Raw genomic sequence first — 17,426 nt, forward strand, 5'->3', positions numbered from 1 at the left:
AAACAACCTCCCTATCTAAAATTCCTAACTACCCGGTAAGTGATACTGCTGTTATCTGCGTTGATAACCTCGATTGAAGCACCCTTGTAGCCAATCACATTTGACACCGACAGATCGTATTCGACCTCATTATTAAATGCGGGCCGCGCCATGCTGTTACTGAATTCGCGGTAGCTGATATTGATTTTGTTGCCAACTCGACCGCTATAGAGCAACGTCTGCTGAAATGACTCTTTACCTACAATGCTACGCTTCTCGATCTTGTAGCTGCCTTTGTAGCATGTGGAAGTCCCAAATATCGGGGAGATTGTGCATACGGTCTGAGGTTTACCCTTTGGGACACCAAGCGCGGTGATCGGGTCCGCCAGTGACATGCGTGTGACACCAGCAGCAGAATAGAACGTCCACTTATCATCGTACCCAATTTGCGGATATTGGCTCGGGTGAATCTGGTATTGTGCGCCACCGATTGGCTTAGAAATGGTCAACACGGTTTGCTCATAAACCAAGCCTTTACTTAACATCTGCTCACCGACCCCAGCCGTTACCACGCGTCCAATCTCAGGGCTGTCAAAACTACGACTGGTCACATCTGCTCCATTGAGTTTGACACTGACACCAACGCCGGAACAGCCAGCAAGAACTAGGCCGGCTCCGATACAGGTGATTACCCTTAAAACATTCATACTCCCTCCTTAGATCACTGATTTCAGTGCCTGCATCAACCGGTACACCCTATGACTGGCCGGCAAACACCCAAACGACCGCACCACATACCGCTAAGGCTACCAACCCCATCATGCCGAGGAGCTGCGGGTCGTATCGGTAATAAAACGGAACGCTTGAGCTGGCATCCGTACCATCTGCTGCAGAATTAACAGCAACAAAAGCACGGATCATTTCTCCCAGTCCAAACAGTACGGTGCCTGAGATGAAGACAGCACCTGAAAACAACCCGATCAGAAGCTGCTTATCAGCCAGCTCGAAGTTGTGGACTAAGGACCCACCAACTCTAATTGACGTGTTGAAGTTTAGGGCGTAGGCGGCTCCAATGATGCCCACTGCCACAAGAATCAAGCCTATGATTCGCATAATGTTTCCCTCCTTAGATCATTTGCAGCGCCAAACCTGCGGTCATTCCCATTATGAACAGCAGCCCGGCATACTCAGGGAATTCAGCCATCCAAGTGACAACACCACCCTTTGAAACCCTATCTTCGAGCGTAGAGGGCTCGTCTGAAAGATCTGTCTCAGGCGGTGTTCCGCCAGCTAACTGGTGCTTCAAGCTGCAGCGTTCTTCCAGCAAACCAAGGATAAAATGCGCCTGGTCTCGATGCTCGATATGCAGCTGATTTACCCCCTCCACACCGATCGCCTGATGTATGAGGCGCCAAGTCTCCCAAGGGGGCTCGCCATACTCTTCGGCAAGCATTTGGACGCGGCTGTTTAACTCTTTCCGCTCATCCTTGGTTAAAAGCCGCCCCGGTACATTGTGGATCTGATAAAGATCCCTTGCTGCCACCTGGTTATTGCTTCCCTCAATTTCCAATTCCATGTCATATCCATCCTTACTTCTTGATGAAATTACGCCCCGCTACAGTATTGCCATTGCCGGAAACGCTGAACGACGTATCGCCCCCGTTATCAATGATGCTGCCTTTGTTTGACATTTTGCCACCACTCTTGGCGAACACGCTGGCCGTTGAGCGCAGGGCCTTTTTGCCTTCCGGCGCGCTCTGTCGGTAGTTTTCGATCAATTGCTGCTCATCTGCCGACAACACATTCAGAGCCTGCCGCACCAGGTCTGCATTGCCGATTTCAAGCCCAGTCAAAAGCATCTGTACACGGGCTTGCTCATCAGCGCTCAGTCCATCCATCTGAGCCTTCTCAGTAGCGCCAGCCACTGCACCCAGCCGACGTTCTAATTCCTGTTCACCATCAGAGCGGAACATCGGGCCATCACCGGTCACAAGCCACTCGGCTCGGATATTAAGCTTTTGGACCAACGCCCTGATTTCTTCAGGCTTGAGCTTCGCCACGCGACCAGAAGACATAGCCTTGACACGGCTCAAGCTAGATCCCGTTAGATCGGCCAAGTCCTGTTGGCTCAATGAACAGGCGGACATGACGGTCCGGATAAGTGTTTTTATCAAACTATCCCTCTTTTTTATTGACGAGTTTGAAAATCAAACCTAATATGAACCCAACAAATGCAAAACATCATTAACAGAGCACGAGGCATAGGATCCCATGACCAAGCGCAAAGCACTCACCCCTGATGAAGTCAAAGCCCAGCTACAAGATCAGGGCATCACGATCACTCAGTGGGCCAAAGACCACGGCTACACCCGCAACGCTGTCTATCGCGTTTTGAACGGGTTCGATAAAGCCAAATACGGCAAGGCCCATGAAATCGCCGTCAAGCTGGGCCTCAAGTGCCCAGCCAGCCCTGAACACGCAGCAGCTTGAGGAGCTGAATCATGACTGATCTCTACAACGCATACGGCTTCCCCATTAACGCTCCGGTAATCGGTGCTGACGTGCCTGCTCAAGCTGGTCAACCAACCCTGACAACATCGCTTGCGCATAAGGCTCGAAAGCCGCATCGGGCCATCGTCGCTGCTGTAGCGCGCTGCTCAATCCATCTGGGTTATGGCCGCCGGCAGCTTCGGATGCAGCCGCCAAATGGAGCCATGCCTGGGCCAATGCCTGTACCTGGCCTTCCAATTTCAGCAAACGCTCATCGGTCGTCATAGCCGCGCCCTCGGTTAGTCAATGTACCGAAGAGCCTAGCGAATTTGAAACGGTTTTACCTATAGCAAAAACCTTTTTTGTTTGGACGCGGCAACAGCCGCACGGAAATACGAGGTTCCAATGAGCGCCAGACGTTGGAAGCACTACCAACCCAGCAACATCCGCCGCGCCCTGGAAGGCTGCAAGGAGCACGCGCGTGAACGGCACAACATGAGTGTCGAGCGCATCGCAACCGAGATGGGGCTTGAGGATCACTGGACTCTGTACAAGTGGATTCAGACCGGCCGCATTCCGGCTACGCAGATCATCCCGTTTGAAAAGGCCTGCGGCATCAATCTGGTCACCCGTTGGATGGCCGCGCATACCGGCAAGCTGCTGGTCGAGATCCCGTCAGGGCGTCAGGCCACAGCTGAGGATATCCAGGAGCTGCAGTCACGGCTGCACGAAGTTACCGGCCTGCTGATGCAGTTCTACGCCGGCAACGCCGAAGCCGAAGACACTTTGGCCGGCATCCAGAACGCCATGCAGGCACTGGCCTGGCACCGCGGCAATGTGCAGCAACACGCTCAACCACAACTGGAGTTTTAACGATGGCAGACAGTTATGTCAGCAATACCGGGGTGAAGCACCTAAGGGCCATCAAGGCGCTGTCAGGTCACACGCTGGATGGGGTCAGCAATACCGAGCTGGCACAGTCGCTGAAGATCCCGGCCAGTGGTGTCACCCGCATTATGGCCACGCTGATCGCCGAGGGGTTTGCGGTGAAGCTGGACAACGGCCGCTTTGCCCCCAGCGTGGCACTGCTGCAGATCGCCCAGCGGACCGCCAATGAGCTGAGCCATGGCTCTGATCGGATCAACGAACTTACCCAGCGCATTGCTGCTGGCAGTCGATAAGGACGGGTTTATGAAAACAAAGAGTCAATCACCGCAAGACCAAACTATGCAGATTTTGGGCATGGCCGAGGCAGCCTTTAACCAGCACATGATGGCGCTGGTGATGCAAGGCAATCCGGTGCGTGAGATGGCCCAAAACCATGACATCAAGTTTTTGGGTGAACATAACCCTGAGTTCAAAAACCCCTTGCTCACCGCGCTGCTGATACAGATTGCTGATCGTTTTGAATTGTTGATCCGTGAAGGGAAAACGACCACCCAGTCATTGAAAACAATGCGAATAGACGGACTTTTGGACCGCTATATGGAACTGACTGAACCTGGCGTGGAGGTGCACTGATATGGATCGCGATAGCACAGTTGGCACACAAGAAGAGAACCACGAACTGGAGCTTGATGCTCAGTCCGTGCAGGCAGTGCATGACCTGCAGAACAAGAATGCGGCCTTGCAGAATGCGTTCAGTGAAGAGCAGCAGCACAAGAACGCGGCTGTTAACCAGCGTATTGGCCGCCGGCAGATTCTTACCATGTTCGAGAAAATCAGTAACGTTACGAATCTGGTTGATCTGCAAAAAATAAAGGAATCCAAAGAATACAAAGGGTTACAGATCAGCATCGATGGAGAAACTCGCAATATTACGACTTGGGCTGACTACTGCCGATTGGTTGAGGGGCGTTCTGTCGAATCCATCGACCTCGATCTGCAGAACCTCAATGCCTTCGGCGAAGAGTTGTTTGAGTCGATGCGCCAGGTCGGTATCGGCCCTGGAAAGATGCGAACCCTGCGCAAGCTGCCAGATGAAGATATTGCGCTGATCCAGCAGGCCCGTGAGTGCGATGACAAAGATCAGATCGCCGAACTGGTCGACAGCCTAGTGAGCAAACACACCCGAGAGAAACAGCAACTCGCCCAGGAAAAGGAGCAGCTCACCAAAGAACGTGACGACGCCCATGCAGATAAGCAGGCACTCGAAGAGGTGGTCTCTGACAAAACCTCCAAAATTCTGGACCTTGAGAAACAGGTTAGCCGTAAACGCCTGGAACGCCTGCCGCCGGACGAAGAGAGCCAGCAACTGCGCGAGGAAGCCAACAGCCTGTTGTTCGATACCGAAACCGCTATTCGCCAGCTGGTAGCACCGCTGGAACAGGTGGTAGCCCACGCCAACGACCACCAGCTGGATGTCGGCCACTGGCTGCGCGGGCAGTTGGACCAACTGAGTGAAGCCACCGAGTACCTGCGTGAGCAGCTGGGCATGGTGGCCTGGCAGCCATCAACCGACCCGGATCTGGATGGCGAACAGTGGGACGGTCAGGTCATTGATGCGGAGAGGACAGTGCAATGAACACCTTGGCACAGGGGCAGTTCCTGCTCGACGTGGCACAACGTGCCGAACAGGCCGGTCATGGCGGCAAGACGGAGATCTATGCCTCTGCTGCCGAGCAACTGGGCGTGAGTATCCACACATTGTTACGCAAGCTGTCGGAGATCCGGCCCAGTACCCGTAAGCGCCGCGAAGACGCCGGACAGAGCGCCTTATCACGTGATGACGCCAAGGCGATCTCGGCCTACATGATGGACAGCCGCCGCAAGAATGGTAAGCGCCTGTCCTCCCTGGAGGATGCGGTGGAGGTACTGCGCGCCAACGGTGAGATCGAGGCCGGCCGGGTGGATGATGAGACCGGCGAGTTCTGCCCGCTATCGCTGTCGGCCATCAACCGTGCTCTGTACCAGTACAACCTGCACCCGGAGCAGCTGCGCCGCCCGAGCCCCAAGCAGGTGCTGGCCAGCAAGCATCCAAACCATGTGTGGCAGATCGACCCCTCGCTGTGCGTGCTCTACTACCTGCCCACCAAGGCCGGTGAAGCCCTGCAGGTGATGGACGAAGCCAAGTTCTACAAGAACAAACCGGGCAATATCCGCCGCATCGAGAAGGAGCGGGTCTGGCGTTACGTCATCACCGACCACACCAGTGGCGTGATCTTTGTGCACTACGTTCTGGGCGCCGAGAGCGGCGTCAACCTGCTGACCGCCTTTATCCGCGCCGCGATCAAGCGCGATGGTGACCCGTTCCACGGCATCCCCCAGGTGGTGATGGTCGACCCCGGCAGCGCCAACACCGGTGCGGTGTTTCGCAACGCCTGCCGGGCGCTGGGTATGCACCTGCAGGTGAACGTACCGGGACAGCCTTGGGCCAAAGGCCAGGTGGAAAAGGCCAACGATATCGTCGAGCGCTCGTTCGAGCATCGGCTGAAATTTCTGGCGCATCCGCCCACCAGCCTGGATGAGTTGAATGCCGCCGTCGAGCAGTGGATGACCTGGTTCAACGGTACCAAAACGCACAGCCGTACCGGCAAAACCCGCTATGCCGTGTGGCAGACGATCCGAGCCGACCAGCTGATCATTGCACCTGATGCCCAGGTGATTCGCGCCGTAGCCATGAGTAAGCCAGAGGTGCGCAAGGTGTCGGTACAACTGGAGGTGAGTTTCCGTGGCCGAGCGTATTCCGTCGCCGGTATTCCCGGCGTTCAGGTGGGCATGCAGCTGGAGGTGATGCGTAACCCCTGGCACGAGGATGTGGCTGGCGTGCTCTACAAAAACGAGGACGGCCGCGAGATTGTGCAGCTGGTACAGGCACAGGAACTCAACGAATACGGTTTCCCGATGGATGCACCCGTGATCGGCGAGACCTTCCGCAGCCATGCCGATACCGCGCTGGAAACCAATCGCAAAGAGGTAGAACGCTTCTCCATGGGCGCTGAGAGCGATGCCGAGGCCGCCGATAAGCGCAAGCGTGGCGCTACACCTTTTGCGGGTCAGCTGGACCCGATGAAACCGATTACCGATACCCAGCTGCCCGATTACCTGCCCAAGCGTGGTACTGAGCTTGATGTGCAGGCCCCAACCGTTCAGGCGCTGCGCCTGAACCATGTCGAAGCCGCCCGCCGCCTGCGCGATCGCTTGGGGGATGAATGGACGGGCGAACACTACAACTGGCTGGTTCAGCGTTATCCAGAGGGTATCACCGAGGATGACCTGCCCGGCATTGAAGCCGCCATGCGCCGATCCAAACCGACAGCGCTCAGAGCGGTTGGAGGTGAATGATGTCAATGCGACTCGATCGAGTGCTGAGTTCGTTGGCCTTTTCCAAGTCTGACCTGGCCCGGCAGGTACACCTGTCTCCAGCAACGATTACGCAGCTGGTGCGTTACAACAAGTGGCCCAAGTCACGAACCGTTGAGGATTTTCAGGCCGAAATCATCGACATCCTACGTGCCAATGGCCTGCAGCCTTATCAGGAAAAAGGGCTGTTCGAGTTTGAAAACCGTCCTCTGGCTCCAACCCAGAGGACGGCCCCAAGCCATAACCCAAACGCTGAGCAAGAGCATAACTTGGAGAGCATGATGCTACTACGCAAACAGACCCTGAAACCAGATACCAAGCGCATTTTCGGGTTGTTCCGTGACCCGTTCGCCGAGGTGCGCGCTGCTGAAGAGGTCTATCTGACGCACGATATCCGCTATGTGCGTGAGTCCATGCGTGTCGGGGCCAAGTTTGGCACCTTCATGGCGATCGTGGGTGAGTCGGGTGCCGGTAAGTCGACCCTGCGCAAGGACTTGGCCACCTGGGCAGCCAATGAGCATGATCCGATCATCTTGATTGAGCCCTACGTGCTTGGCATGGAGGAGTCCGACGAGCGTGGCAAAACGCTGAAGGCTGGCCACATCGCAGAGGCGATCATGCGAGCGGTGGCACCTGGCGACAAGATCAAGGCCAGCTCTGAAGCGCGATTCCGCCAGTGCCATGAAGCCCTGCTGGAGAGCTTCCGCGCCGGTAACCGCCATGTGCTGATCATCGAAGAGGCCCACGGCATGCCGATCGCCACCCTCAAGCACCTGAAACGCTTCTATGAGTTGGAAGACGGCTTCAACAAGCTGCTTTCCATCATCCTAATCGGCCAGACCGAGCTGGGCCGCCGCCTGGACGAACGCAACCCGCGTGTGCGCGAGATCGTGCAGCGTTGCGAAGTTGTCACCCTGCGCCCACTGGATACTCACCTGGAAGGCTATCTACAGCATCGCTTCAAGCTGGCAGGTGTTGACCTTGCCCAGGTCATGGACGCCGACGCGATTGAGGCGCTGCGCAACAAACTTACCGGACAGGGGTTCTCCGCGCTGTACCCCCTGGCCGTACATAACGTCGTGACGGCGGCGCTGAATGAAGCGGCCCAGCTCGGCATCCCGAAACTGACCGCTGACCTCGTGAAGGGGGTGTGACATGTCAAATAAGAAGGATCTGCAAAACCAGCTGATTACTGAGCAGCTGGCCAAAACTCAACTGGCTGTTAATCAGCTGAAAGCGCTGAACCTGACAGTGGTGAGCATCGATAAAATTGGTGAGCGCCCGTGCATCCGCATTATGCCTGGTTATGGCTGCCAGCATCTCGAATCAGCCTGGACCCGGCGCTCTATCGTGAATGGCCGCCGCAGTGTCGAGAAGGTAGCGCTGTTGGCCGATTGCCAGATCAGCTGGGAGGTATATGCGTGAGCTATCACATCATCAATCTGGCACAGACCCGCATGCAACAGCAGCTGGTGTTTTGGGGCGTAGGCAGCGAGTCGGACACCACCGACCCACACCGGGCCCTGATCGTCACCGAGGATTACGTCAATCGCAACCTGGAACGCTACGACAACGGCCGCACCACCCGCGCCATATTAACCCGCGTTGTTGAGAACCATACCGGCGACTGGCGCGAGCTGGTCGGCTGGCCGGTACCGGAACACGAATTGGAACAGACAGGAGATGCCGCATGAACCACGCCGTACAGCAACACATACCCGAGGGGTACATGAAAAACAGCGCCGGCCACCTGGTGCCGGTCGAAACCATCAGCGATATCGACATGGTGCGCCATGAGCTGGTGCACGAAATCACCCGCAAGGCGCTGGAACTGCAGCAGGCAATGCGCGACTTCAAGATGAACACCTTGGGCGATGTGGAAGCCTTTATCGACCTGTCCGCCGAGAAGTATGGCGTCCAGATCGGGGGCAAGAAGGGCAACGTCACCCTGGTCAGCTTCGATGGCCGCTACAAGCTGCAGCGAGCCATTCAGGAAAGCATCAGCTTTGACGAACGCCTGCAAGCCGCCAAAGCCTTGATTGATCAGTGCATCCACCGCTGGGCCAAGGGCAGTGCCGCCGAGATCCGTGCGCTGGTGGAGCATGCCTTCCAGGTCGACAAGGAAGGCAACATCAGCACCGGCCGCGTGCTGGGCCTGCGTCGCCTGTCGATCGACGATGAACAGTGGAATCAGGCCATGACCGCCATTGCCGACAGCATCCAGATCACCGGCAGCCAGACCTACATCCGCCTGTATGAGCGTGTGGGGCAATCGGACCAGTGGCGAGCCATTCCGCTGGATCTGGCCAAGCTTTAGGAGTTCCACCATGCCCAAATTTATAACCATTGGCATCGAAATACCGGATGAACTCGAATACCCAAATTTCAATTTTGGCGGTGAGATTTTGTCCGGACGGATAGTGTCAGCATCTGTTCATGATGTGTTCAAACAGCTGGATGCTACGGAAGAAAAGCTGAATCAGGTCGTCGATATCGCACTTGAGACCTTGTCTCTTCACGGGATGGGTAAAGAGTGCGAGGACGCTATTCAGCAAATCCAATCTCTAACTGGGTCAGAGCCAGGGGAAGAAGACATATGAACGATAACGGACAGTATGCCGGTGTCATCACCCTTGAGGATTTAGCCAAAACTCTGGCCTTCCAAGTACAGATGACCGAGCACCAAGCCTACCAAGCCCTGCGGGCGTTCGGCCACATTGTAGTGACTGCTGTCGCGCAGGATAAGGCTGTCCAGATCGAGGGCTTTGGCATGTTCGATAAAGGTTATAAACCCAGCGGCGAGTCGGCCATCCGGTTCCGACAGCACAACAGCGCACGGGAGGCATTGAACTCATGAGCATTCAACTGCCAGTGACTGAAAGCGAAGTCCATGAGCTGCTTGCCTGGAGTGAGGAGCATGTAGATGGCGGCACCACCGACCACGAAAGCGGTACCTACGAAGAAGGTGTTTGCGACGCCATCCGCTGGATGATGGGCCTGATTCACTCACGACCGGATGGGGTGTGATATGGATAAAAAATTACTCGCAAAGATCAAGAAGTGCCTCGCACTCGCCGCATCCAGCAATGAGCATGAGGCATCGGCTGCGATGCGTCAGGCACAGAAGCTGATGGAAATGCACGGGCTTACCAGCACTGATGTTGAGCTGTCAGCAATCCAGTCGAAAACGCAGAAAATCAGTAACAACCGCTCGCTTCCGATGTATCAGCATATGCTGATCAACATGATCAAAGATGCGTTTGGCGTCGATGCCGTTCATGAAAGTGTCTACAGCTTTGGCCGATTTGTGAGCAATGTTCGGTTTATAGGTGTAGAGGAAGCACCGGAGTTGGCGGGATATACCTTCGACGTGCTTCGACGCCAGTTGGACCGGGATCGCAAAGCGTATTTGGCCACGTTGAAGCGCTGTAAGCGAGCAACGAAGGTAAGGCGTGGCGACCTATTTGCTGAGTCATGGGTTCTGAAGGCACGTCAAAAGGTCCAAAACCTTCAGGTGCCTGCACGCCATTCGGAGCTGATAACACAGTGGAAAGCCTCTAATTATGGCCAGCTGGGGGAAGGGAAAGCAATCAGCCGTACCGACAAGTTGGCTCACAACGACTACAAGGCATCTTTACTTGGGGCCCAAGCTGGTGCGTCCGCTCGATTAAATCCTGGCATGTCTGGAGCAGCTCAGCCAAAGAGGTTGCAGTAGTGAATGCAGTGATGGCAGCAGCATTAAGCGAAACGCCCGTCAGGGCGTATGCCGGGCGTGGTTGTCCGGTACTGATGAGCAGCCAACAAGGAGAAATCTAATGCGCAAATCTGACCAGGTAGACGCCATGACCCAGGCCATGAAAACTCACTACGACCGAGCAGTCAGTAAAGCCGATGTACAAGCTTTTCTTGATGTGTTCTCAGATCTCTGCCGCAAGAAATTGGCCGAGGATGGTGAATTCATCTTCCACGGTGTCGGCAAGTTCAGCGTGAGCGATCGCGCAGCTCGCCAAGGGCGCAACCCTGCTACGGGTGAGCCAATGACAATTGCTGCCCACAAAGGCCTGCGTTTCTCAGCATCCAAACTGCTGAAAGACAGCCTGAATCCTAAGCAGTAAGCGAAACCTGTCCGGTTGATCCGGGCAGGTCTATCCAGCGTGGTGGCTGGGTACTGATGAGCAGCCATAAACCGGAGACACCATGAAAAAGCACGATAACCGCAAAGCCGCTCTGGCCCAGATCCACATCGCCAAAAAGCAGCTGGGGCTGGATGATGACATTTACCGCGATTTGCTTGAGAGCTGGACCAGCAGCGGTGAAAAGTCAGGTAAACGAAGCGCGGCTGATCTCAATGCCAAAGAGTGCGGCATCGTTCTGGATCAATTACGTAAGCTCGGCTTTCAAGGGAAGCCACGCCAGCAGGTGGCACGCCACCCAGGCACGCCTCAAAACATCGAGACGACCCCCATGCTACAGAAGATCGAAGCACAGCTGGCCGATATGCAGCTGCCCTGGAGCTACGCGGATGCGATCGCCAAGCGCCAGTTCAGCATTGAGCGTATGGGCTGGCTCAAGCGTCGCGAACATTTTGAGGCGGTGATTGCTGCACTGCATGTGGAGCAGGAAAAACGATCACTATGGGCGGGTGTGGAGCGTGAAATGCTGCGTCTCAGCATCACCGAGGCTGACATCGAGCGCGACTACAGACCCAGAAAAGGCTGGAAACGCAACCGTAAAGCCCTAGAACAACTGCTCAGCCTACTGATCCAGAAGGAGGTTTGATATGTCTCGCGATGATTCAACAATGGGGGGACGCCGTCATGAGCTCTTGGAGGATGTGCACGCCCAAGTTAAATCCGTATTGCAGGAGTTTGGTATCGATGCTGCGGTGGCAGACCAGGCTGGGGCAGCGCTGGCTGATCATTTAGCACAGAACTGGGGAGGGCAAAACTTCACATTCCCTATGGACCATCATTATTATGTCACTATGCGTGACCAGGAGATTTATGCCGAGTTTGATGGCCGAAATCATCATGTACTTGCTCGTAAATTCAACATGACTGTTCGTGGTATATATAAAGTCATAAAACGCATTCGCGCCAAGGGTGACCCGGATCAGCATGCGCTGTTCTGATCCGGCCCCTCTCGGCCCTTCCGCTATCTGAAAATCCTTTTCAAATTCTCATACCACTCCGTGTCGACGCATCCCGCCCAATCCCACATTTTTCTCACATACCCTGGATATTTATCTCACCCCTGAACAGCATCGGTGAAAAAAGCTACTACCGCGTCGGACAGGTGGTGGACTTTGATCTGGTACCGGCACTGGAGCCCATGCTCAAGGCGATTGCTGAGCGCCAGCAAACCAGTCGCGATGGACTGTCCCTGGCCGCAGAGGAACTGTTGACGTTTCTTGCAAGTCAGCAGAATTATCTGTTTGGTGGCTCAATTCTGTTTCTGGTGATCGTTGTCAGCATGACACTTTGGCTGCGTCATACCGTCATCCTGCGTCTGCAGCGCATGGAGCGGGACCTGAGCGCCATGGATCGCAACAGTGACTTGAGCGGTGTGCCAATGGTCGAAGGCAATGATGAAGTGGCCGGCGTGAATCGGGCGTTAAGTGGTCTGGTGCAACGGTTCGAGCACTTTGTTGGTGACGTCCGAACGGCTGCCAGCGGTCTGACCGAACGCTCTGCTCAGCTGGATCGGGAGGCGGAAACCCTTCACAGCACGTCAACGCAAACGCGTCGATTGATTGATGATGTAAACCAGTCCATGAACAACATCGCGAATCAGTCCACTGCCATCGAAGCGGCCAGCGAGCAGTCCGCCAATACAGTCCGTGAAGCACTGGCAGCCAATGCGGAAGCACAGCAGGGCATCCTCAGCAGCGAGAAGGCAGCAGATCACGCGGTCAGTATTATCAACCGGGTCAGCGAGTCGATTACAACCCTGACCGAATCCAGCGGGCGTATCAGCCAAGTAATCAGCATCATTGCAGATGTTGCCGAGCAGACCAACCTGCTGGCCTTGAACGCTGCCATTGAGGCTGCTCGTGCCGGTGAGCATGGGCGAGGCTTCGCCGTGGTTGCAGATGAAGTCCGGGTACTGTCACAGCGCACCTCGGATTCCACCCGTGACATACGTCAGTGGGTGGAAGAGCTGGTGGCCGGTGTAAAAGAGGTCGAGCAACAACTGGGTGGCATGCGTGATGCCGGTAGTCAAAACCGATCCCATATTTCGGCCCTGCGCGCGTTCCTGGAGCGGCTGCAGGAGCAGTTTGTAGAGCTGGAGAGTCACAGCTCCGGTATCAGTGATGCAATCGCGACTCAGCGTGATGAAACCGGCCGTGTAGGCCGCCGGGCACAGGCGCTGGAAGAGAGTGCCGATTCGCTGGTGGCCAGCGTTGGCAGCGCACGGGAAGTCAGCAACGCCCTGCGTCAGGAATCGGACTCCATGCGTGGCCTGATCGCCCGTTTCAAGACTTCGGTAGATGCTTGAGGTGTGTTAGAGGCAGCGCGGCAAGTTGATAATTTATATTCTTTAAATGAATAAATTTGTTATTTATTATTCTTTTATAGAATCAAAATAACCCTGTATCTTGGTGGTTTTTAACGGATACGGGTTATCGCTGTGGAGTGGCAGGGCTGGTTTGCACTGAGTTTGATGGTTACGGCACTGGCCGTACTGATACTGACGCGCATAGGGCCGCACATCGTGATGATGGCGGTGCTGGCACTGCTCAGTATCAGTGGCGTGCTGAGCCCCAGTGAGGCCCTGTCCGGCTTTTCCAACTCTGGCTTGATAACCGTTGCCTGCATGTTTGTAGTAGCGGCCGGAATTCACTCTTCCGGCGGTGTCGACATGCTGGTCAACCGTGTACTGGGCAAACCAAAAGGGGTGCGTGGTGCATTGGCTCGCATCTTTGCGCCGGTGGTGCTGCTCAGCGGCTTTCTTAACAACACCCCCGTAGTGGCGACCATGATTCCGGCGATCCATGCCTGGTCGCGCAAGATCAATATTCCCGCATCCAAACTGATGATTCCGCTCAGCTACAGTGCCATTCTGGGCGGTACGCTGACGCTGATCGGAACCAGCACCAATCTGGTCGTGAACGGTCAGTACCAGGAACTGACCGGTGAAGCCGGCCTGTCGCTGTTCTCGATTACCGCCGTTGCGCTGCCGGTGGTACTGGTTGGCCTGGCATTTATCTGGCTGGTATTTCCGCGTCTGCTGCCGGATCGCAGCGAAAAACGCGCTTTTGCCAATCTACGTGAGTTCACCCTTGAAGTGGCTGTGGCGCCCGGTGGGCCGCTGGTGGGCCAAAGCGTGGAGCAGGCGGGGTTGCGCAGTCTTGATCGGGTCTATCTGGTCGAAATTGAGCGCAACGGCAATATCGTGACCGCAGTGCCGTCCGAAGAAAAGCTGCGCGACGGTGACAGACTGGTGTTTGCCGGCGATACCGAGGCCATTTCAGACCTGCTGCGCATCAATGGAATCATCCCTTCGCCGGAAAACGGCCATTCCGATACGCTCAACCTGGACCGTGCCGAACGCAGTCTGGTTGAAGCGGTGGTGTCACCTCACTGTGACGCCGTCGGCCACGCAATCCGTGATGCCCGTTTTCGGGATCGCTACGGTGCTGTTGTGTTGGCAGTAGCACGCAATGGGGAGCGGGTACAGGGCAACCTGGGCAATATCGTTCTGGAAGCAGGGGATACTCTTCTGCTTGAAGCACGCCCGGCCTTTGTGAGTCGCCAGCGCTACAACAAGGATTTCCTGTTGATTAACGACCTAAACAAGTCCCAGCCACGGCATGAGCGTGCCTGGCTGGCCTGGGGTATTCTGGCCGCGATTGTGCTTGCCGCCGGTACAGGTGCGACCAGTATGCTCAATGCGGCGCTGGTGGGTGCCGGTTTAATGGTAGTGACCGGTTGCTGCAGTGTATCTCAGGCGGAAAAGAGCCTCGATCTGACCGTAATTTTGACCATCGCAGCGTCCTTTGCACTGGGGGCGGCGCTGCAGAAAACCGGTGTATCAGGCTGGATCGCCCATGCCATTGTCGACCTGAGTGCAGGCACGCCTTGGCTATTGTTGTTGCTGACATACCTGGCTGTGTCCATCCTGACTGAAATCATCACCAATAATGCTGCTGCCGTTCTGATGTTACCGATCGTACTGGAGGTGACTGAACGTGCCGGTCTGCAACATGAGCCGTTCATTTTTGCCATCATGATTGCCGCTTCAGCCAGTTTTGCGACCCCGCTTGGGTATCAGACCAACCTCATGGTGTACGGTCCCGGTGGCTATCGGTTCAGTGATTTTCTCAAAGTTGGAGTGCCCATGAACCTGCTGATCGGTGCGGTTACGCTGACCACATTGCTGCTGGGCTGGCCGCTGGTGCGTTGATGCGCTCGCCTCAGGGCGAGCGCAAAGCCTTCAGGCTTTGATGAACAGCATCACCGACAGCAGGCCTACCCCGCCCAACACCACGGTGTAAGGCAGAGCCATTATCACCATTCGACCATATGATAACCGTACCAGTGGTGCGATGGCCGAGGTCAGCAGGAACAGGAACGCGGCCTGGCCGTTGGGCGTGGCAACGCTGGGCAGGTTGGTGCCGGTATTGATGGCCACTGCCAGACGATCAAAATGCTCGCGGCTGATAGCGCCGTTATCCAGTGCCTGCTTGATTTCGCTGATATAAACCGTGGCGACGAACACGTTGTCGGAGATCATCGACAATACGCCGTTGGCGAGGAAGAACATGCCGGGCTGTTGCTCTGGCGGCAGTGCCAGTACTGCCGCGATAATTGGACTGAACAGGTGCTGCTCGTGAATGACTGCCACAATGGCGAAGAAGACCACCAGCAGTGATGTGAAGGGCAGTGCTTCCTGAAAGGCCTTGCCGATCTGATGCTCGTCGGTTACGCCGTTAAAAGAGGTGATCAGGATGATCACCAGCAGGCCGATAAGTCCTACTTCCGCCAAGTGCAGGGCCAGTCCGACGACCAGTATGGCGGCAGCAACTGCCTGAACGATCAGTGCGACTTTTTGGCTCTGGGTACGCTTGGCGCGCTCGGCATCGGCAAACTCCTTCAGCACCTGCAGAACGGGACGGGGCAGCTTGACGCCGTAGCCGAACAGCTTAAATTTCTCCAGCAGCACGCAAGTGATCAGCCCGGCCGCCAGTACCGGCATGGAGATGGGGGCCATTTTGATAAAGAAGTCGGCAAAATCCCAGCCGGCTGTTTTGGCGATCAGCAGATTCTGTGGTTCGCCGACCAGCGTACATACGCCCCCCAGGGCGGTACCGATGGCGCTGTGCATCAGCAGGCTGCGCAGAAAGGCGCGAAAGCCTTCCAGATCATCCCGATGCAGGTCAACCACTTCCTGATCGCTGCCGTGGTCGTGTGTATTGTGCTGATGTCCCTTGCCGGAAGCTACCTTGTGGTAAACGGAGTAGAAGCCCACCGCTACGCTGATGATGACGGCCGTGACGGTGAGTGCGTCAAGAAATGCGGAGAGCAGGGCGGCGGTCATGCTGAACATTAGCGCCAACAGGTACTTGGAGCGCACATGCAGCAGAATATTGGTAAAGGTCACCAGCAACAGGCTCTTCATGAAATAGATCCCGGCCACCATGAACATCAGCAGTAGAATGACCGGCAGATTGGTCTGAATCTCTGCATAGAGGGTTTCAGGTGAGGTCATGCCCAACAGCAGGGCCTCGGTGGCGAGCAATCCGCCAGGCAACAGCGGGTAGCACTTGAGTGCCATGGCCAGTGTGAAAATAAATTCAGCGATAAGCAGCCAGCCGGTCGCCTGAGGGCCAAACAGCCAGAGACAAACCGGATTGATGATCAGGAAGAGTACAATTGTCTGCTTGTACCAGGCAGGGGCATTGCCCAGAAAATTGTGCGCCAGCGCACCGGGTGTGCTCGTCGACATGGCAGGTTTCTCTCTCAGCCGTAAGGGCTGTCATGCAGTTTGAGTTGTTTTTATCGCGGCGAATTATACGCCGGGTTTAATAATATTGCTGCACCTGCGTAATATCAGAGCATCCTCAATTAGTGCTAATCATATCGACCTGCTATGGCAGGCGTTGCATAATCCCTTTTACCTCTTTCCATACAAGGACGCATCATGGAGTTTCAGATCGAATACTGGCACTGGGTCGTGTTTGGCATGCTGCTGATATTGGCCGAGTTGGTGGTGCCCAGCTTTACCATTTTCTGGTTTGGGCTTGGTGCTCTGCTGATGGCGCTGATGGTCTGGTTGCTGCCTGAGCTTACACTGAACCTGCAGCTGGTACTGTGGGCGATCGGGTCGGGTCTGTTTGCGCTGGCCTGGTTTCGACTGTTGCGACCCATGATGCGAGACCGAACCAAAGCCGGTATTTCACGTGAGGCGGTACTGGGTGAAACCGGGCAGGTGATAGAAGCCCCGCAAGCCGAGCGGCGAGGGCGAGTCAGATTTACCACACCGGTACTGGGTGATGATGAATGGGAGTTCATCTGTGAGCAGCCGGTCGAAGTGGGTGATCGAGTGGTGATAACGGAAATTTCCGGCAACACTCTGATTGTCAGAAAACGCTGATACAACCAAACCTTCAAGTGATTGCATGAGGATAAACGGATGCTGATCGATGGATTGAC

At 55.6% G+C, this 17,426-nt stretch carries 26 protein-coding genes and 2 other RNA genes; 22 read left to right on the top strand and 6 right to left on the bottom strand.

Translation table 11 applies throughout. From position 1 onward, the window contains the following. Positions 1-11: 11 nt before the first annotated feature. The 4 genes from CFI10_RS07220 to CFI10_RS07235 are packed head-to-tail and all read right to left on the bottom strand — an operon-like array spanning position 12 to position 2,054. Positions 12-686 (bottom strand): hypothetical protein, encoded by a 675-nt coding sequence (locus CFI10_RS07220; protein ID WP_206840944.1) that lies wholly within the window; start codon positions 684-686, stop codon positions 12-14. A gap of 49 nt (positions 687-735) precedes the next feature. Next, the gene (locus tag CFI10_RS07225) at positions 736-1,092 is read right to left on the bottom strand and encodes a hypothetical protein (protein WP_206840946.1); all 357 of its coding nucleotides are present in this window, start codon (positions 1,090-1,092) and stop codon (positions 736-738) included. Positions 1,093-1,105: 13 nt separating this feature from the next. Then, a complete protein-coding gene (locus CFI10_RS07230) occupies positions 1,106-1,555 on the bottom strand; it encodes a hypothetical protein (RefSeq protein WP_206840948.1) in 450 nt (149 codons plus the stop codon). Positions 1,556-1,568: 13 nt separating this feature from the next. Next, complete coding sequence (locus CFI10_RS07235; RefSeq protein WP_206840950.1) at positions 1,569-2,054, bottom strand: hypothetical protein; 486 nt, start codon at positions 2,052-2,054, stop codon at positions 1,569-1,571. Positions 2,055-2,250: 196 nt separating this feature from the next. On the opposite strand from CFI10_RS07235, the gene CFI10_RS07240 reads away from it, so the two are divergent. Beyond that, complete coding sequence (locus CFI10_RS07240; protein WP_206840952.1) at positions 2,251-2,469, top strand: DNA-binding protein; 219 nt, start codon at positions 2,251-2,253, stop codon at positions 2,467-2,469. A 45-nt stretch (positions 2,470-2,514) separates the two neighbouring features. Here CFI10_RS07240 and CFI10_RS07245 read toward each other — a convergent pair whose 3' ends face one another. Further along, positions 2,515-2,754, bottom strand: coding sequence for a hypothetical protein (locus CFI10_RS07245; protein ID WP_206840954.1), 240 nt, complete (start codon positions 2,752-2,754; stop codon positions 2,515-2,517). 120 nt (positions 2,755-2,874) lie between these two features. Here CFI10_RS07245 and CFI10_RS07250 point away from each other — a divergent pair, with 120 nt between their 5' ends. The 20 genes from CFI10_RS07250 (at position 2,875) to CFI10_RS07345 (ending at position 15,177) form a co-directional block, all read left to right on the top strand. Continuing rightward, the gene (locus CFI10_RS07250) at positions 2,875-3,342 is read left to right on the top strand and encodes a hypothetical protein (protein WP_206840957.1); all 468 of its coding nucleotides are present in this window, start codon (positions 2,875-2,877) and stop codon (positions 3,340-3,342) included. Between the two features lie 2 nt (positions 3,343-3,344). Further along, positions 3,345-3,650 (top strand): helix-turn-helix domain-containing protein, encoded by a 306-nt coding sequence (locus tag CFI10_RS07255; protein WP_206840959.1) that lies wholly within the window; start codon positions 3,345-3,347, stop codon positions 3,648-3,650. Then, a complete protein-coding gene (locus CFI10_RS07260) occupies positions 3,595-3,990 on the top strand; it encodes a hypothetical protein (RefSeq protein ID WP_206840961.1) in 396 nt (131 codons plus the stop codon). The genes CFI10_RS07255 and CFI10_RS07260 overlap by 56 nt, the downstream gene beginning before the upstream one ends. Position 3,991: 1 nt before the next feature. Further along, positions 3,992-4,993, top strand: coding sequence for a coiled-coil domain-containing protein (locus CFI10_RS07265; RefSeq protein WP_206840964.1), 1,002 nt, complete (start codon positions 3,992-3,994; stop codon positions 4,991-4,993). Further along, entirely contained in the window at positions 4,990-6,753 is a 1,764-nt protein-coding gene (locus tag CFI10_RS07270; protein WP_206840966.1) for a DDE-type integrase/transposase/recombinase, read from the top strand. Before CFI10_RS07265 ends, CFI10_RS07270 begins: the two co-directional genes overlap by 4 nt. Positions 6,754-6,758: 5 nt before the next feature. Then, complete coding sequence (locus CFI10_RS07275) at positions 6,759-7,925, top strand: ExeA family protein (RefSeq protein ID WP_206840968.1); 1,167 nt, start codon at positions 6,759-6,761, stop codon at positions 7,923-7,925. A gap of 1 nt (position 7,926) precedes the next feature. Next, complete coding sequence (locus CFI10_RS07280) at positions 7,927-8,196, top strand: hypothetical protein (protein ID WP_206840970.1); 270 nt, start codon at positions 7,927-7,929, stop codon at positions 8,194-8,196. Further along, complete coding sequence (locus CFI10_RS07285; RefSeq protein WP_206840973.1) at positions 8,193-8,465, top strand: hypothetical protein; 273 nt, start codon at positions 8,193-8,195, stop codon at positions 8,463-8,465. Before CFI10_RS07280 ends, CFI10_RS07285 begins: the two co-directional genes overlap by 4 nt. Next, positions 8,462-9,088: a DUF3164 family protein gene (locus CFI10_RS07290; RefSeq protein ID WP_206840975.1), complete on the top strand. Its 627-nt coding sequence runs from the start codon at positions 8,462-8,464 to the stop codon at positions 9,086-9,088. The genes CFI10_RS07285 and CFI10_RS07290 overlap by 4 nt, the downstream gene beginning before the upstream one ends. Positions 9,089-9,098: 10 nt before the next feature. Next, positions 9,099-9,371, top strand: a complete 273-nt coding sequence (locus tag CFI10_RS07295; RefSeq protein ID WP_206840977.1) for a hypothetical protein — start codon at positions 9,099-9,101, stop codon at positions 9,369-9,371. Then, entirely contained in the window at positions 9,368-9,628 is a 261-nt protein-coding gene (locus tag CFI10_RS07300; RefSeq protein WP_206840979.1) for an HU family DNA-binding protein, read from the top strand. The genes CFI10_RS07295 and CFI10_RS07300 overlap by 4 nt, the downstream gene beginning before the upstream one ends. After that, on the top strand, positions 9,625-9,798 hold the full coding sequence (locus CFI10_RS07305) for a hypothetical protein (protein ID WP_206840981.1): 174 nt from the start codon (positions 9,625-9,627) through the stop codon (positions 9,796-9,798). Before CFI10_RS07300 ends, CFI10_RS07305 begins: the two co-directional genes overlap by 4 nt. Before the next feature lies 1 nt (position 9,799). After that, positions 9,800-10,486 carry a DUF2786 domain-containing protein gene (locus CFI10_RS07310; protein ID WP_206840983.1) on the top strand — a complete coding sequence of 229 codons (687 nt, stop codon included), beginning with the start codon at positions 9,800-9,802 and terminating at the stop codon, positions 10,484-10,486. Between the two features lie 25 nt (positions 10,487-10,511). Continuing rightward, positions 10,512-10,574, top strand: an RNA gene (locus CFI10_RS07315) — hammerhead ribozyme type II. A gap of 12 nt (positions 10,575-10,586) precedes the next feature. Continuing rightward, entirely contained in the window at positions 10,587-10,886 is a 300-nt protein-coding gene (locus CFI10_RS07320; protein WP_206840985.1) for an HU family DNA-binding protein, read from the top strand. After that, positions 10,885-10,956, top strand: an RNA gene (locus CFI10_RS07325) — hammerhead ribozyme type II. The genes CFI10_RS07320 and CFI10_RS07325 overlap by 2 nt, the downstream gene beginning before the upstream one ends. 12 nt (positions 10,957-10,968) lie before the next feature. After that, positions 10,969-11,550 (top strand): gp16 family protein, encoded by a 582-nt coding sequence (locus tag CFI10_RS07330; RefSeq protein WP_206840987.1) that lies wholly within the window; start codon positions 10,969-10,971, stop codon positions 11,548-11,550. 1 nt (position 11,551) lies between these two features. After that, positions 11,552-11,902, top strand: coding sequence for a Mor transcription activator family protein (locus CFI10_RS07335; protein WP_206840988.1), 351 nt, complete (start codon positions 11,552-11,554; stop codon positions 11,900-11,902). A 167-nt stretch (positions 11,903-12,069) separates the two neighbouring features. Beyond that, positions 12,070-13,269, top strand: coding sequence for a methyl-accepting chemotaxis protein (locus tag CFI10_RS07340; RefSeq protein WP_206840990.1), 1,200 nt, complete (start codon positions 12,070-12,072; stop codon positions 13,267-13,269). Positions 13,270-13,401: 132 nt separating this feature from the next. Next, positions 13,402-15,177: an SLC13 family permease gene (locus tag CFI10_RS07345; RefSeq protein WP_341868548.1), complete on the top strand. Its 1,776-nt coding sequence runs from the start codon at positions 13,402-13,404 to the stop codon at positions 15,175-15,177. A gap of 30 nt (positions 15,178-15,207) precedes the next feature. Here the strand turns inward: CFI10_RS07345 and nhaB are convergent, their stop codons facing one another. Then, a complete protein-coding gene (gene nhaB / locus CFI10_RS07350) occupies positions 15,208-16,719 on the bottom strand; it encodes a sodium/proton antiporter NhaB (protein WP_206840992.1) in 1,512 nt (503 codons plus the stop codon). A 195-nt stretch (positions 16,720-16,914) separates the two neighbouring features. On the opposite strand from nhaB, the gene CFI10_RS07355 reads away from it, so the two are divergent. Then, complete coding sequence (locus CFI10_RS07355) at positions 16,915-17,367, top strand: NfeD family protein (RefSeq protein ID WP_206840995.1); 453 nt, start codon at positions 16,915-16,917, stop codon at positions 17,365-17,367. Positions 17,368-17,426 lie beyond the last annotated feature (59 nt).

This window comes from Marinobacterium iners (genome assembly GCF_017310015.1).
Classification (GTDB): domain Bacteria; phylum Pseudomonadota; class Gammaproteobacteria; order Pseudomonadales; family Balneatricaceae; genus Marinobacterium; species Marinobacterium iners.